The 14,374-nt window shown below is 75.8% G+C and carries 13 protein-coding genes; 7 read left to right on the top strand and 6 right to left on the bottom strand.

Features of this window, described 5'->3' with window-relative positions; translation table 11 throughout:
* A partial coding sequence (locus AB6N23_RS13145) for an NYN domain-containing protein (protein WP_412866492.1) occupies positions 1–650 on the top strand: 650 nt, incomplete at its 5' end.
* 95 nt (positions 651–745) lie between these two features.
* Here the strand turns inward: AB6N23_RS13145 and AB6N23_RS13140 are convergent.
* The gene (locus AB6N23_RS13140) at positions 746–2,554 is read right to left on the bottom strand and encodes an AMP-dependent synthetase/ligase (protein WP_412866491.1); all 1,809 of its coding nucleotides are present in this window, start codon (positions 2,552–2,554) and stop codon (positions 746–748) included.
* A 229-nt stretch (positions 2,555–2,783) separates the two neighbouring features.
* Between AB6N23_RS13140 and AB6N23_RS13135 the strand changes: the two genes are divergently transcribed.
* Positions 2,784–3,731, top strand: coding sequence for an ROK family glucokinase (locus AB6N23_RS13135; RefSeq protein WP_412866490.1), 948 nt, complete (start codon positions 2,784–2,786; stop codon positions 3,729–3,731).
* A 35-nt stretch (positions 3,732–3,766) separates the two neighbouring features.
* Here the strand turns inward: AB6N23_RS13135 and AB6N23_RS13130 are convergent, their stop codons facing one another.
* Positions 3,767–4,381 (bottom strand): hypothetical protein, encoded by a 615-nt coding sequence (locus AB6N23_RS13130; RefSeq protein WP_412866489.1) that lies wholly within the window; start codon positions 4,379–4,381, stop codon positions 3,767–3,769.
* Between the two features lie 135 nt (positions 4,382–4,516).
* Here AB6N23_RS13130 and AB6N23_RS13125 point away from each other — a divergent pair, with 135 nt between their 5' ends.
* The 3 genes from AB6N23_RS13125 to AB6N23_RS13115 all read left to right on the top strand — a co-directional run bounded on the left by AB6N23_RS13125 (position 4,517) and on the right by AB6N23_RS13115 (position 8,052).
* Positions 4,517–5,299 (top strand): lysophospholipid acyltransferase family protein, encoded by a 783-nt coding sequence (locus AB6N23_RS13125; RefSeq protein ID WP_412866493.1) that lies wholly within the window; start codon positions 4,517–4,519, stop codon positions 5,297–5,299.
* Between the two features lie 183 nt (positions 5,300–5,482).
* A complete protein-coding gene (locus AB6N23_RS13120; protein ID WP_412866488.1) occupies positions 5,483–6,703 on the top strand; it encodes a pyrophosphate--fructose-6-phosphate 1-phosphotransferase in 1,221 nt (406 codons plus the stop codon).
* The gene (locus AB6N23_RS13115; protein WP_412866487.1) at positions 6,700–8,052 is read left to right on the top strand and encodes a class II 3-deoxy-7-phosphoheptulonate synthase; all 1,353 of its coding nucleotides are present in this window, start codon (positions 6,700–6,702) and stop codon (positions 8,050–8,052) included. Before AB6N23_RS13120 ends, AB6N23_RS13115 begins: the two co-directional genes overlap by 4 nt.
* A 90-nt stretch (positions 8,053–8,142) precedes the next feature.
* On the opposite strand, the gene pknB is transcribed toward AB6N23_RS13115, so the two are convergent.
* Together pknB and AB6N23_RS13105 are read right to left on the bottom strand one after the other, a co-directional pair.
* Positions 8,143–10,134 (bottom strand): Stk1 family PASTA domain-containing Ser/Thr kinase, encoded by a 1,992-nt coding sequence (gene pknB / locus AB6N23_RS13110; protein WP_412866486.1) that lies wholly within the window; start codon positions 10,132–10,134, stop codon positions 8,143–8,145.
* 48 nt (positions 10,135–10,182) lie between these two features.
* A complete protein-coding gene (locus AB6N23_RS13105; RefSeq protein ID WP_412866485.1) occupies positions 10,183–11,358 on the bottom strand; it encodes a lytic transglycosylase in 1,176 nt (391 codons plus the stop codon).
* A gap of 145 nt (positions 11,359–11,503) precedes the next feature.
* On the opposite strand from AB6N23_RS13105, the gene AB6N23_RS13100 reads away from it, so the two are divergent.
* A complete protein-coding gene (locus AB6N23_RS13100; protein ID WP_378206586.1) occupies positions 11,504–11,914 on the top strand; it encodes an Rv2175c family DNA-binding protein in 411 nt (136 codons plus the stop codon).
* Positions 11,915–12,021: 107 nt separating this feature from the next.
* Here the strand turns inward: AB6N23_RS13100 and AB6N23_RS13095 are convergent, their stop codons facing one another.
* Positions 12,022–13,137: a polyprenyl synthetase family protein gene (locus tag AB6N23_RS13095; RefSeq protein WP_412866484.1), complete on the bottom strand. Its 1,116-nt coding sequence runs from the start codon at positions 13,135–13,137 to the stop codon at positions 12,022–12,024.
* Positions 13,138–13,160: 23 nt separating this feature from the next.
* Entirely contained in the window at positions 13,161–13,691 is a 531-nt protein-coding gene (locus AB6N23_RS13090; protein WP_412866483.1) for a hypothetical protein, read from the bottom strand.
* 123 nt (positions 13,692–13,814) lie between these two features.
* Here AB6N23_RS13090 and AB6N23_RS13085 point away from each other — a divergent pair.
* On the top strand, positions 13,815–14,374 hold a 560-nt coding region (locus tag AB6N23_RS13085; protein WP_412866482.1), incomplete at its 3' end, for a DUF4192 family protein.

Below are 14,374 nucleotides of genomic sequence, written 5' to 3'. Positions count from 1 at the left end.
CCGCGCAGGTCGCCCATGCCGGGCACCAGCACGCCGAGCGCGCCGCCGCGCGGGACCAGGTGCGCACGGGGCGTGCGCTCGCCGACGCCCGGGCCCGGCTGCTGCTCGACACGCTCCTGGACGCGGCGGCGGGCCTGCGCGCCGAGCTGGCGCTGCCGCCCGCGACGCGGACGCCCGCGGACATCGTGGCCCCGTCCGCGCCGGCGACCCCGGGCCGGCCGACGTCGCGGGGGCGCGCGGTCGACGACCCGGCCCTGCTCGACGACCTCCTGCGGCTGCCGCACGCGCACCTGCTCGTCGACGGCTACAACGTCAGCAAGACCGGGTGGCCCGGCCTCCCGCTGGCGGACCAGCGGCGCGTCCTCGTCGACGCCCTCGCCCGGCTCGCGGCGCACAGCGGCGCCGAGGTGACGTGCTGCTTCGACGGCGCGGACGGGCACCGGGCCCCGGTGCGGGAGCGCGGCGTCCGGGTCGCGTTCTCGTCGGGGGAGATCGCCGACGACCTGCTGCGCCGGCTGGTGGCCGCCGAGCCACCGGGCCGCGTGCTGGTCGTCGTCACGAGCGACCACGAGGTCGTCCGCGACGTCGAGGCGGCGGGCGCGTGGGCCGTGCCGTCGGCCGTGCTGGTCACGCGGCTGCAGCGCACCTGAGCCGCCCGGGCGCACCGCGGGCCGGCCCGGGACGCGCGGCGCCCCCGCAGCCGTCGGGCGTGCGGGGGCGCCGTGCCTGCCGGGTGCGCGCCGGCTCAGTGGTCGCCGGAGGACTCGTACAGGGCCTCCACGTCGGCCGCGAAGTCCTTGAGCACCTCGGCGCGCCGCACGCTCAGCTTCGGCGTGAGGTAGCCGTCGGCGATCGTGAGGTCGCGGTCGAGGATCCGGTACTTGCGGATGGACTCGGCGCGCGAGACGGCCCGGTTCGTGCGCTCCACCGCCTTGTCGAGCGACGCGAGCACGTCAGGGTCCTTCGCCGCCTCGGCCAGCGACATCGCAGGCTTGCCGTGCGCGGCGAGCCACCCGGGCACACCCTCCGGGTCGAGCGTCACGAGCGCGCCGATGAACGGGCGCTGGTCGCCCACGACGACCACCTGGCTGACGAGCGGGTGCGCGCGCAGCCGGTCCTCGAGCACGGCCGGCGCGACGTTCTTGCCGCCGGCGGTGACGATGATCTCCTTCTTGCGCCCGGTGATGCGCAGGAAGCCGTCCTCGTCGAGCGTGCCGAGGTCGCCGGTGCGGAACCAGCCGTCGTCCATCGCCTCGGCCGTGGCCGTCGGGTTGGCGTGGTAGCCGCGGAACACCTGGATGCCGCGGATCTCGATCTCGCCGTCCGCCGCGATCCGCAGCGACGTGCCCGGCAGCGCCGGGCCGACCGTGCCGATCTTCGTGCGCTCCGGCAGGTTGACCGTCGCCGGCGCGGTCGTCTCGGTGAGGCCGTAGCCCTCGAGGACCTTGAGCCCGACCCCGCGGTAGAAGTGCCCGAGCCGCTCGCCGAGCGGCGCCCCGCCCGAGATCGCCCACTCGACCTGACCGCCGAGCACCGCCCGCAGCTTGGAGAGCACGAGCACGTCGGCGACCTTGTGCTGCAGCCGCAGCCAGAGGCTCGGGCCCGACGGCGTGTCGAGCGCGCGCGAGTAGACGATGGCGGTCTTCGCGGCACGCTGGAAGATCGCGCCCTTGCCGCCCGCCGCGGCCTTCTGCTCCGCGGAGTTGTAGACCTTCTCGAACACGCGCGGCACCGACAGGATGAACGTCGGCCGGAACGAGCCGATGCCCTCGACGAGCGTCTTGGTGTCCGGCCAGTGGCCGAGCACGGCGCCCGCGGGGATCGTCAGGACGTGCACGAACCGTGCGAACACGTGCGCGAGCGGCATGAACAGGAACGTGCGCGCGCCCGGGGTCGACACGACGACCTTGAGCTTCTCCACGGCGTTCGTGGTCAGCTGCGCGAAGTTGCCGTGCGTGAGCTCGACGCCCTTCGGGCGTCCGGTCGTGCCCGAGGTGTAGATGACCGTCGCGACGTCGTCCCGCGCGGCGAGCCCCCGCCGCCGCGCGATCTCCTCGTCGGGCACGTCGGCGCCCGCGGCGACCAGCGTGTCGACGGCGCCCTCGTCGAGCACCAGCACCTCGCGCAGCGCGGGCGCCTGTGCCCGCACCTCCTCGACGACCGCGGCGTGCGCCGGCGTCTCGACCACGAGCAGGCTCACGTCCGCGTCGGTGAGGATCCACTCGACCTGCTCGGCCGAGGACGTCTCGTACAGGGGGACCGGCACGGCGCCGGCGGCCCACGCGGCCCAGTCGAGCAGCGACCACTCGTACCGCGTGCGGGACATGATCCCGACGCGGTCGCCCGGGGCGACGCCGCGCGCGACGAGGCCCTTGGCCACCGCCACGATGTGCGCGTCGTACTCGCGGGCCGTCATCGGCTCCCACGTGCCGGCGGCGGTCACGCGCTCGACCAGCGGCCGGTCGGGCGTCGCGCGCACGCGCGCGGCGAGGAGGTCGTTGAGGTTGTCCGACGGGTCCGTCTCGACGAGCAGGGGGCTGTGGAACTCGTCCATGCTGACTCCAGTGGCAGGGGGCGACGGGTGCGACGAGGATACGGGACCCGCACCCCGCGCCCGCAGCGCCCGACCGGGTGCGTCGCGCGCCGACGGACGTCCGCCGGGGGACCGGCCGACGCCGCGGGCGGGACGAACGGATGCGCGCGCTCCCACCGCGGAGCGCTAGCGTGGTGCGGGCGTGCGCGGTGGTCGTGCGCGAGGATCGACGGCAGGAGCGGACGAGGACATGCACGCCATCGGGGTCGACATCGGCGGGACGAAGATCGCGGCCGGTGTCGTGGACGACGACGGCGTGATCGTCGCGCAGACGCGGCGGGACACCGATCCCGACGACGTCGCCAGCATCGACGCCGCGATCGCGGACTCCTACCGGGAGCTCAGCGCGTCGTACGAGGTCCGCCAGGTCGGGCTCGCGGCCGCCGGTTTCGTGGCCGCGGACCGCTCCGGCGTCCTGTTCGCACCGAACATCGCCTGGCGCGACTACCCGCTGCGGGACAAGGTCGCGGCCCTCATCGGCGACGAGTCCGTGACGATCGTCGTCGAGAACGACGCGAACGCGGCCGGCTGGGCGGAGTTCCGCTACGGCGTGGCGCGCGACGTGCAGGACATGGTGATGCTGACGCTCGGCACGGGCCTCGGCGGCGCGATCGTCACGCACGGGCGGCTCGTCCGCGGCGCGTGGGGCGTCGCCGCCGAGATCGGGCACATGCGCGTCGTGCCCGGCGGCCACTACTGCGGCTGCGGGCACGAGGGGTGCTGGGAGCAGTACGTGTCGGGGTCGGCGCTCGTGCGCGACGCGCAGGCGGCGGCGATCACGCAGCCCGAGCGCGCGGCACGGCTCGTCGAGCTCGCCGGCGGTCGTGCCGACAAGATCACCGGGCCGCTCGTGACGCAGTGCGCGCAGGAGGGCGACCCGCTCGCCGTCGAGCTGCTCGCCGACGTGGCCGCCTGGGTGGGGGAGGGCGCCGCGACCGTCGCGGCCCTGCTCGACCCGGAGATGTTCGTGCTCGGCGGCGGCGTGAGCGCCGCCGGCGACCTGCTGCTCGCGCCGGCGCGCAAGGCCTACGCGGAGCAGCTGTCGGCGCGCGGGCACCGTCCCGAGGCGTCGATCGTCATCGCCTCGATGGGCAACGACGCCGGCATGGTCGGCGCGGCGGACCTCGCGCGCGTCTGAGCCGTCGGCCGGGCGGTCGCCCGGGGCGCGGTGGGTCAGACCACCGCGCCGGGGTCGTCGTCCGCGGGGTCCCGCCGGTGCGGCATGCGCCACACGAGCACGCCCACGGCGACGACGAAGAGACCCACGGCCGCCCGCAGGAGCAGCGCGGGCGCGTCCCGCCAGGCCACGACGACCACGAGCAGCAGGATCGGCACGCCCACCGCGGCGCCCCACGCCATCGTGAGCAGCGGGTCCCCGCCGAGCACGGGGCCGGGGTCCGGCGGCACGAAGTGCTCCGCCTCGTCGACCGCGTCCTCGGCGTCGTCGTACTGCGCGGTGCCGTCCCAGTCCCGTCCCGAGAGGCGGGGCGGTGCCGCCTCCGGCACGGGGGGCGCACCGGCGGCGGGCGGCTCGGGAGCGGCGGGACGCACCACGCGGCCCGGCGCCGCGGGACCGGCCGCGTCGGCCGCGTCGTCGACGTCCCGCAGGCGCGCCACGATGGACGCCCAGACGGCGTCGTCGCCGTCGTCCGCGCCCCTGCCGGGCGTCGGCTCGGCGCCGCCGCCGGCACCACCACGGGTGGCTCCGGCGGGTGCGCCGTCCGGCGCGGCCCCCTCGGCGGGGGACGTGTCGTCGGCACCGGCGGCGTCGTCGGGGCGTGCGGCCATGGGAGCACTCTAGAGTCGGACCCGACGTGCCGGCCCTGCGGGCCGGCTGCAGATCTGCACCGCGCCCGTGACCGCGGGCGGCAGGCGGCGTCGGCGCGGGCGTCGGGACGAGGAGACACGTTGTTCTACTGGTTGATGAAGCGGGTGTTCGTCGGGCCCCTGCTGCACCTGGTGTACCGGCCGTGGGTGCGCGGCGCCGAGCACGTGCCCGCGGAGGGTGCGGCGATCCTCGCGAGCAACCACCTCGCCGTCATCGACTCGTTCTTCCTGCCGCTGGTCCTCGACCGCGAGATCGTCTTCATCGGCAAGCAGGAGTACTTCACGGGGCGCGGGCTCAAGGGCCGGCTCACCGCGGGGTTCATGCGCGGCGTCGGCACCATCCCCGTGGACCGCGGCGGCGGCAAGGCGGGCGAGGCGGCCCTGCGCACGGGCCTCAAGCGCCTGCGCGAGGGCGGCCTGTTCGGCATCTACCCGGAGGGCACGCGCAGCCCCGACGGGCGGCTGTACCGCGGCAAGACCGGCATCGCGCGGCTCGCGCTCGAGTCCGGCGCACCGGTGGTGCCGCTGGCGATGATCGGCACGGACGTCGCGCAGCCGCTGGGGCGCAAGATCCCGAAGGTGATGCGCATCGGCGTCGTCATCGGCGAGCCGCTGGACTTCAGCCGCTACCGCGGGATGGAGAACGACCGCTTCATCCTGCGATCGGTGACCGACGAGATCATGTACGCGATCATGAGCCTGTCGGGCCAGGAGTACGTCGACGTGTACGCGGCCACGCAGAAGGCGCGCATCGCGACCGGGCACCCCGCAGCGGGCGAGGCGCCGGGCCGGCTGCCCGACGCGCCGGGCGGGCGTCCCCGGCCGGATGTCCAGGTTCCGGGCCCGCCCGAGGACGGCTCCGCGACGTCAGTAGGATGACGCCGGTCCCGGCCGCGCGCCGGGCCCGCGCGCACCGCCTCGGTGCGCCTGCCGTGCCGCACGACCCGTCGCTGCCGTGCGCGGACCTCGGTCCCGCGCCCCGGCCCCCGGGGAGGCACGCCGGGCGCGCCCGCCGACGCGGGCGCCGCAGATCCGTGCTCGACCCAACGAGAGGTGTCTCCCATGTCGGTCCGTCGCGTCGCCCTCCTGACCGCCGGCGGTTTCGCTCCCTGCCTGTCCTCCGCCGTCGGGGGGCTCATCGAGCGCTATACGGAGATCGCCCCCGAGGTCGAGATCGTCGCCTACCAGCACGGGTACCACGGCCTGCTGCGCGGCGACAAGGTCGTCGTGACGCCCGAGGTCCGCGCCCAGGCCGGCGTGCTGCACCGCTTCGGCGGGTCGCCCATCGGCAACTCGCGCGTCAAGCTCACGAACGCCGCCGACTGCGTCAAGCGCGGCCTGGTGCAGGAGGGCGAGGACCCGCTGCGCGTCGCGGCGGAGCAGCTCAAGGCCGACGGCGTCGACGTGCTCCACACGATCGGCGGCGACGACACCAACACGACGGCGGCCGACCTCGCGGCGTACCTGCACGACAACGGCTACGAGCTCACGGTCGTGGGCCTGCCCAAGACGATCGACAACGACGTCGTGCCGATCCGCCAGTCGCTCGGTGCCTGGACCGCGGCCGAGGAGGCCGCCGGCTTCGCCGCGAACATCATCGGCGAGCACCGCTCGGGGCCGCGCATGCTCATCGTGCACGAGGTCATGGGCCGGCACTGCGGGTGGCTGACCGCCGCTGCGGCCGCCGAGTACCGGAAGTGGCTGGACCGGCAGGAGTGGGTGCCCGGCATCGGCCTGACGCGCGAGCGCTGGGACGTGCACGCCGTCTTCCTGCCCGAGCTGGCCCTCGACATCGACGCCGAGGCCGAGCGCCTCAAGGCGATCATGGACGAGCAGGGCAACGTCAACATCTTCCTGTCCGAGGGCGCCGGCATGCACGAGATCGTCGAGCAGCTCGAGGCGGCGGGCGAGACCGTGCAGCGCGACCCCTTCGGCCACGTCAAGCTCGACACCATCAACCCGGGACAGTGGTTCGCGAAGCAGTTCGCGGCGAAGCTCGGCGCCGAGAAGACGATGGTGCAGAAGTCCGGGTACTACTCGCGCGCCGCGGCGGCGAACGCCGAGGACCTGCGCCTCATCAAGTCGATGACCGACTTCGCGGTCGACTCCGCGCTGCGGGGCGAGTCGGGCGTCATCGGTCACGACGAGGAGCAGGGCGACCGCCTGCGGGCGATCGAGTTCCCGCGGATCGCCGGGGGCAAGGCGTTCGACGTCTCGCAGCCGTGGTTCGGCGCGCTCCTCTCGGACATCGGGCAGCCGCTCGTGCCGGCGAGCCACGCATGAGCGTCGCACCGGACCCGCAGGTCGTCGAGGGACTCGACGCCTGGGAGGGCCTGACGGCGCTCCAGCAGCCGCAGTGGCCCGACCGCGACGAGCTCCGCCGCGTGCGGGACCGTCTCGCCGCGGTGCCGCCCCTCGTGTTCGCCGGCGAGGCCGACGCACTGCGGGCGCAGCTCGCGGCCGCGTCCCGCGGCGAGGCGTTCGTGCTGCAGGGCGGCGACTGCGCGGAGACCTTCGCGGAGTCGACCGCGGACAACATCCGCAACAAGATCAAGACGATCCTGCAGATGGCGGTCGTGCTCACGTACGGCGCGAGCATGCCCGTGGTGAAGATGGGCCGGATGGCGGGGCAGTACGCGAAGCCCCGCTCGTCGGACAGCGAGACGCGCGGCGACGTGACGCTGCCCGCGTTCCGCGGCGACATCATCAACGGCTACGACTTCACGCCCGAGGCGCGGACGCCGGACCCGCAGCGGCTGCTCGAGGCGTACCACACGTCGGCGTCCACGCTGAACCTCATCCGCGCGTTCACGACGGGCGGCTTCGCGTCCCTGCTGCGCGTGCACGAGTGGAACCGGGGCTTCATGTCGAACCCCGCGTACGCCCGGTACGAGGAGATCGCGGCCGAGATCGACCGCGCGATCCGGTTCATGGCGGCGTGCGGCGCGGACGTCGACGCCCTGCGTGCGGTCGACTTCTACGCCTGCCACGAGGGGCTGCTGCTGGACTACGAGCGGCCGCTCACGCGCATCGACTCGCGCACGGGCCTGCCGTACGACTGCTCGGCGCACTTCCTGTGGATCGGCGAGCGCACGCGTCAGCTCGACGGCGCGCACGTCGACTACTTCTCGCGCGTGCAGAACCCGCTGGGCGTCAAGCTCGGCCCCACGTCCACCGGTGACGACGCCATCGCGCTGATGGACCGGCTGAACCCGAAGGGCGAGCCGGGCCGGCTGACCTTCGTCACCCGGATGGGCGCGGGGAAGGTCCGCGAGCTGCTGCCCGCGCTGGTGGAGAAGGTCGCGGCCGACGGTCGCCCCGTCACGTGGGTGTGCGACCCGATGCACGGCAACGGGATCACCTCGGCGACCGGGTACAAGACCCGACGGTTCAGCGACGTCATCGACGAGGTGGCCGGGTTCTTCGAGGTGCACCGCGCGCTCGGCACGGTGCCCGGCGGCCTGCACGTCGAGCTGACCGGTGACGACGTCACCGAGGTGCTCGGTGGCTCGGAGGAGATCGACGACGCGGGGCTCGCCCGCCGCTACGAGACGCTCGTCGACCCGCGCCTGAACCACCAGCAGTCGCTCGAGATGGCGTTCCAGGTCGTGGAGCTGCTCCGCCGCGCCTGACGCACCCGGCGCCACGCCTCGTGGTCGCGCCGCCGACGCCCCGACCCGCCGCGCGGGTCGGGGCGTCGGTCGTCCGGGGCCCGGTACGGGTCAGACGACCGTGAGCACGACCGCGGTGCCCTTGCGGACCTGCTCGCCCGCCGGCACGCTCTGCTGCCGGACGGTGCCGAAGATCCCGCCGAGCACGTTCTCGCGCGTGGCCGTCAGGCCCAGCGCCTCGAGGTCCTTCTTCGCCTGGTCGAACTGCTTGCCGGTGAGGTCCGGCATCGCGACGGTCTCGGGCCCCTTCGACACCGTGACGCTGACGGTGTCGCCGCGCCGCGCCGTCGCCCCGGCCCGCGGTTCCTGCTCGACGACCTGCCCGGCCGGCACCGTGTCGGAGAACGCCTCCGTCGGCTCGACGCCGAGCGCGTCACGGGCGAGCTGCTCCGTCGCGTCCTCCAGCGAGATGCCGACGACGGACGTCACCGTGACCGGCGCCGGGCCGTCCGACACGACGAGGACGACCGGGCTCCCGCGCTTCGCCTGCGTGGCCGCCTCGACGGGCGTGCCGTCCGGGAGGGTCGCGCGCAGGACGAGGCCGAGCGCGACCTCGTCGCTGTGCTCCGGGTCGCCGTACTGGGCAGCGAGCTCGGCGGCCTCGAGCGCCGCCTCGGCGGCGGCCTGCTCCTGGCCGACCAGGTCGTCGGGCACGTCGACGAGGTCGACCCCCCGCGACACCGTGAAGGTCACCGTGCCGTCCTTGCGGACGGCCTCGCCCGGTCCGGGATCGGTGCCGACGACGGACCCCGCGGGCACGACGTCGTCGAACGCCTCGGCCCGCTCGTGCCGCAGGCCGGCGGCGTCGAGCGCCGCGACCGCCTCCGGCTCCGTCGACCCGACCACCGCGGGGACCGAGGTGTAGGCGCCCGGCCCGACCTGGAGGTACCACCACGTGCCGAGCCCGAGCAGCGCCACGACGGCTGCGACGACGACCGGGACCAGCCAGCGGCGCCGGGGTGCGGCGCCGTCGGCGTCCGCCGGCGTGCGCGGCGGGGCGGGCGTGACCACGCCGAGGCCGATCGGCAGGGCGACGGTCCCGCCGTGGCGGTCGGCGGACGTGAGGCGCGTCGTGGCGGCGTGGTCCGTCCCGTCCTCGTCGACGTCGCCGAGGGCGGCGTCGCCCGTGGCCGACGGGAGCACGACGGTCGGCGGGACGTCCGCGCGCCGGTCCAGCGTCGCGTCGTCGAGCCCCGCGCGCGTGCGCCGCAGCAGCTGGCACGCGGCGGCGGCGTCGACGGGTCGGTCGTCGGCGTCCCGCGCCGCGAGCGCGGCGACGAGCTCGTCCACCTCGGAGGGGAGCCAGTCGACGAGCGTCGACGGCGCGGGGACCTCGGAGCTGACGTGCTGGAAGGCGACCTGGATCGGCGTCTCGCCCGTGAAGGGCTGGCGACCGGTGAGCATCTCGTAGAGCAGCACGCCGCACGCGTACACGTCGGTGCGGGCGTCCGTGGCGCCGTGCGTGACGAGCTCCGGGGCGAGGTACGCGACGGTGCCGAGGACCGTGCCCGTCGTCGTCGACGTCACCTCGGTCACCGCCCGGGCGAGCCCGAAGTCGCCGAGGCGGACCCGGTCGTCCTCGCTCATCAGCAGCACGTTCTCGGGCTTGACGTCGCGGTGCACCAGCCCGGCGCGGTGCGCGGCGGCGAGCGCGTCGAGCACCGACTCGAGGACGCGCAGCGCCTCGCGGACCGTGAGGGCGCCCTGCTCGGCGATGCGCCGCCGCAGGTTCGTGCCCTCGACGTACTCCATCGTGAGGTAGCTCGTCTCGCCGTCGACGCCCTGGTCGTAGACGCCGACGAGACCCGGGTGGGTCAGCCGTGCCGCGGTCCGCGCCTCGCGGCGGAACCGCGCGACGAAGGCGCTGCCCGACGCCCCCTCCGCGAGGTGGGGGTGCATGACCTTGAGGGCGACCTCGCGGTCCAGGCGGCGGTCGACGGCGAGGTACACCGTCGCCATGCCGCCGCGTGCGATGCGCGAGACGACCTCGTACCGACCGTCGACCAGACGGCCGACGAGCGGATCGGTGACGGTGGCTCCCACGCGCGGAAGTCTACGGGCGGGCGTGCGCGGAACCCGGTAGCCGTGCCGTCAGCGGAAGCGCGTCATCAGCGTCTGCACGTTGGCGACGTACCGGCGGGTGTCGGCGTACATGCCGTTGCGGGCCACGGAGGAGGCGCCCTGGTAGTACGAGGCGATCGCGGTCGGCAGGTCGGGCGACGTGCGGACCAGGGAGCGCAGGATCGCGACGCCCGCGACGACGTTGTCGTCCGGGTGCAGGAGGTTGAGCTGGCGGCCGACCATCTCCGACGCCCACTGGCCCGACGAGGGGATGACCTGCATCGTGCCGATGGCGTTGGCGGGGGAGACGGACGTGTGGTTGAAGCCCGACTCCTGGAAGGCGACGGCCTGCGCCAGGGCGGCGTCGACGCCCATCGACCGGGCGGTCGCCGCGACCTTCGCCTGCATCTCGTCGCGCGAGGGGACCCCGGACGCCAGCAGGCTGGCCTTGTTCTGGTTCGCCGACGCGACGACCTGGTCGGGGTAGGTGCGGCCGGCGAACGTGTTGCCGACGAGGCCGCTCGTCGTGGCGGCAGGGGCCGGTGCGGCCGTCGCCGCGGCCGTGGCGCCCGGCACGGCGAGCGTCTGCCCGGCCCGGATGAACGCACGGGCGTCGAGCCCGTTGGCGGCGACCACCGCCGCGACGGTGGTGCCGTGCGCGCGGGCGATGCCGGACACCGTGTCGCCGGTGCGCACGGTGTAGCTGCCGGTGGCTGCGGCCGCCGCGGTGGCGGGCGCCGCGGGCGCGGGGGTGCCCGCGCCGGGCACGGTCAGGGTCTGGCCGGCGCGGATGAACGCGCGGGCGTCGAGCCCGTTCGCGGCGACGACCGCCTCGACGGTGGTGCCGTGGGCGCGCGCGATCCCCGAGACGGTGTCGCCCGTGCGCACGGTGTAGCCCGTGGCGGCCGGTGCGGCGGCGGGTGCGGGCGCGGCGGCCGGCGCGGCCGACGGCAGGCGCAGGACCTGGCCGGCACGGATCCGCGACGGGTCGGCGAGGGCGTTGTCCTTCGCGAGCGTGCGGACGTCGGTGCCCGAGCGCTTCGCGATCGCGGAGAGCGTGTCGCCGTCCCGGACGGTGTAGGTGTCGGCGGCGTGGCCGGCGGTCCCCGTGGCGGCGATCGCGACGGTGGCGAGCGCGAGCGTGGCACCGGTGCCGGTCGCGACGCGGGTCACCGAGTTCGCGCGACGGCGAGCGGCTGCGGGCATGAGGGTCCCCCCCGGGAGTGGCACAGGAGGCTCCTGTGGCTGGTGTGACAGGTGTGACAGAACTCGACGGTAGGGGACGATCGACCCCGGGGAAAGCGCGTGGCGTGAATTACAGGCGTGTGGTCGAGCGCCGTAGGCTGACCGGGTGAGCGCACGCAGCACCCCGGACGACCTCGTCGACGCCTGGCTGACCGTCCCCGACGTCGCCGACCGTCTCGGCACCGACCCGGGCAAGGTCCGCCGGATGCTGCAGGAGCGTCGGCTCGTCGGCGTCCGCCGCGGCGAGCCCCCGGTGATGAGCGTGCCCGAGGCGTTCCTCGTGCCGGGGCACCTGGCCAACCCCGCGCAGCCCGGCCGCGCCGAGGACGCGCCCGCCTGGACGGTGCTCGCCGCCCTCCAGGGCACGCTGACGGTCCTCGCCGACACGGGCTTCGCCGACGACGAGGCCGTGGTCTGGCTGTTCTCGCCCGACGAGCAGCTCGGCACGACGCCCGTCGCCGCGCTGCGCAGCGGGCGCAAGACCGAGGTGCGGCGGATCGCGCAGGCGCTGCTCTGACCCCGTCCGGCTGAGCACCCACGCCGAGCCGGGCCTGCTGCGCCGGCTGCGACGACCCGCCCCGCCGCGGGGCCCCGGCGGGTGGGCGGACGCGGGTGGCGGGGCCGTCAGGCGCGGCGGTCGACCGCGGCGTGCGCCAGTGCGACCAGCTGTCCACGGGCCGGCTCCGGCCAGCCGCGGGCGTCGATCTCCGCGAACGCGCGGGCGGTGCGCTCCTCGATGAGGCGCTCGACCTCGTCCGGGGCGCCGGTGGCCGCGATCGTCGCCGCGAGCGCGTGCACGCGGTCGTCCGTGAGCCCGCGGTCGCCGAGGCCGCTGGTGAGCGCCTGCACGGTCGCCTCGTCGCCGGTGGTCCGCGCACGCCGCAGGGCGCGCGCCACGAGCACGGTGCGCTTGCCCTCGCGCAGGTCGTCCCCGGCCGGCTTGCCGGTCGTCGCGGGGTCGCCGAACACGCCGAGCAGGTCGTCCCGCAGCTGGAAGGCCTCGCCGAGCGGGAGCCCGACCCGCCGGCAGCCCGCCAGCGCGGCCTCGTCGGCACCCGCGAGCGCGGCGCCGAGCACGATCGGGTGCTCCACGCTGTAGCGCGCGGACTTGGCGCGCAGCACGTCGAGCGCGCGCCGCTCGTCCCCGTCGTCGTCGCCCCACGGGAGCGCCTGCGCCAGCACGTCGAGGTACTGGCCCACGGTCACCTCGGTACGCATGAGGTCGAACACCTCGCGTGCCGTCGCGGCGGCGTCCTGCGGGAGGGCCCGCGCCGCCTCCGCCCACTCGCGCTCGCTCGCCACGAGGGCGAGGTCGCCGAGGAGGATCGCGGCGGCGGCGCCGAACCGCTCCCCGTCGCCGAGCAGGGAGCGCCGGGCGTGGTCCGTCGCGAAGGCCCGGTGCGCGGCGGGGCGGCCGCGGCGGGTGTCGGAGTCGTCCATGACGTCGTCGTGGAACAGCGCCGCCGCCTGGAACAGCTCCAGGGCGGCGCCGACGCGGTGCACCGCTGCCTCCTGCGGCGTGCCCGGCGTGCCGCCGTGAGCCCGCCACGACCAGTAGCAGAAGGCGGCGCGCAGGCGCTTGCCGCCGGACACCATGCTCTCGACGGCGTCGACCAGCGGTGCGCCGTCGGGCGAGAGGGCGGCGACCTCGGCGCGCAGCCGCGCGACGTGGCGGGCGAGGGCGGCGTCGACACCTGCGCGCAGGTCGACGAGGTCCACGGGCGCGGGGGCGTCGGTCACGCGGCCCACCCTAAGGCGGCGGCTCAGGGGGCGGCGGTGCGGACGGTGCCGCCGAGCGTCATCGTCCGCGTGCCGTCGCGGTCGAGGACGCCGACGACGAGGAGCTCGGCACCCTCCGAGCGTGCGAAGGTCACCTGCGCCGCCAGCCCCGCCTCGGGGGCGGCCGGGACGGACTCGGTGAACCCGGCGGCGAGCAGCGGTGCGCGCACGGCGTCGAGGAGGCCGGCGGTGTCCTGCGCGGTGCGCACGTTGAGGCTGATCTCGACGGCGCCGTCGGCGACCGGGGCGGCGGACGACACGAGCACCTCGGCACCCGGCGGGACGGGGACGAGCTCGCCCGGGAACCCGTCGGCGAGCCGGCCGACCTCGGTGTGCGGCCCGATCTCGTCGGTCAGGAGGCTCTCGGAGGCCGACGGCGTGGGTGCGGCGCCGGGCGGGGACGTGGGCCCGTCGCCGGGCGAGGTCGGGCCCGTGCACCCCGCGGTCACGACGACGAGGACGGCGAGGCACACCGCCGCGTGGGCGGCCGTCGGGGGCGTCCTCGGCGTCGGCACGGCGCACAGGTTAGCCGGACCGGCCTCGTGCCGAGCCGACCCCAGCGCGCGGCCGGTCGGCGCCGCCCACAGATCGGGCCCCCGCCGCCGCCGCGTGCCGCCGCCAGGCGCTGGGGTGGGGCCATGGAACCCGTCATCCTCCGTGTCGACGAGCCGCGCGAGCTGCTCGCCTACGTCCCGCACCGGCTCGGCTTCCGGCCGCACGAGAGCGCCGTCGCCGTCGGCCTGCGCGGCCCGCGCGCCCGCGTCGGCCTGGTCGTGCGCGTCGACCTCGACGACCTCGCGTCGCCCGCCCACGGCCCCCAGCTCGCGCGCACCCTGGCCGGTCACCTCGACGCGGACGGCGCCACCCGGGTGCTCCTCGTCGCCTACACCGAGCGACCGTCGGGGGAGCACCTCGCGGGCCGGGCCGCCGCCCACCTCGCGGAGGCCTGCGACGTGCCGGTCGGGCCCGTGGAGGCGCTGCTGGTGTCCGGTGGTGCCTACCGCTGCCTCGCGTGCCCGCCCGGCTGCTGCCCGCCCGGCGGGCGCCCTCTGGACGACCTGCGCGGCACGCGCGTGGGCGCGGAGATGGTCCTCTCGGGCTCCGTCGTCGCGGACCGGCGCGAGGACGTGGCGAGCATCCCGCCCGCGCCGGCGGAGGCACGCCGGGCGGTCGCCAGGGCCCGGCGCCGGTGGGAGGC

The sequence above is a fragment of the Cellulomonas pasadenensis genome (assembly GCF_047229365.1).
GTDB lineage: Bacteria > Actinomycetota > Actinomycetes > Actinomycetales > Cellulomonadaceae > Cellulomonas.
The sequence above is the reverse complement of the archived record's forward strand: the minus strand, read 5'-3'. Positions and strand labels throughout refer to the sequence as shown.

Excerpts from the sequence above, each read along its gene's own strand:
- AB6N23_RS13140 (WP_412866491.1), bottom strand. The coding sequence starts at position 2,554 with ATGGACGAGTTCCACAGCCCCCTGCTCGTCGAGACGGACCCGTCGGAC.
- AB6N23_RS13135 (WP_412866490.1), top strand. The coding sequence starts at position 2,784 with ATGCACGCCATCGGGGTCGACATCGGCGGGACGAAGATCGCGGCCGGT.
- AB6N23_RS13130 (WP_412866489.1), bottom strand. The coding sequence starts at position 4,381 with ATGGCCGCACGCCCCGACGACGCCGCCGGTGCCGACGACACGTCCCCC.
- AB6N23_RS13125 (WP_412866493.1), top strand. The coding sequence starts at position 4,517 with ATGAAGCGGGTGTTCGTCGGGCCCCTGCTGCACCTGGTGTACCGGCCG.
- AB6N23_RS13120 (WP_412866488.1), top strand. The coding sequence starts at position 5,483 with ATGTCGGTCCGTCGCGTCGCCCTCCTGACCGCCGGCGGTTTCGCTCCC.
- AB6N23_RS13115 (WP_412866487.1), top strand. The coding sequence starts at position 6,700 with ATGAGCGTCGCACCGGACCCGCAGGTCGTCGAGGGACTCGACGCCTGG.
- AB6N23_RS13105 (WP_412866485.1), bottom strand. The coding sequence starts at position 11,358 with ATGCCCGCAGCCGCTCGCCGTCGCGCGAACTCGGTGACCCGCGTCGCG.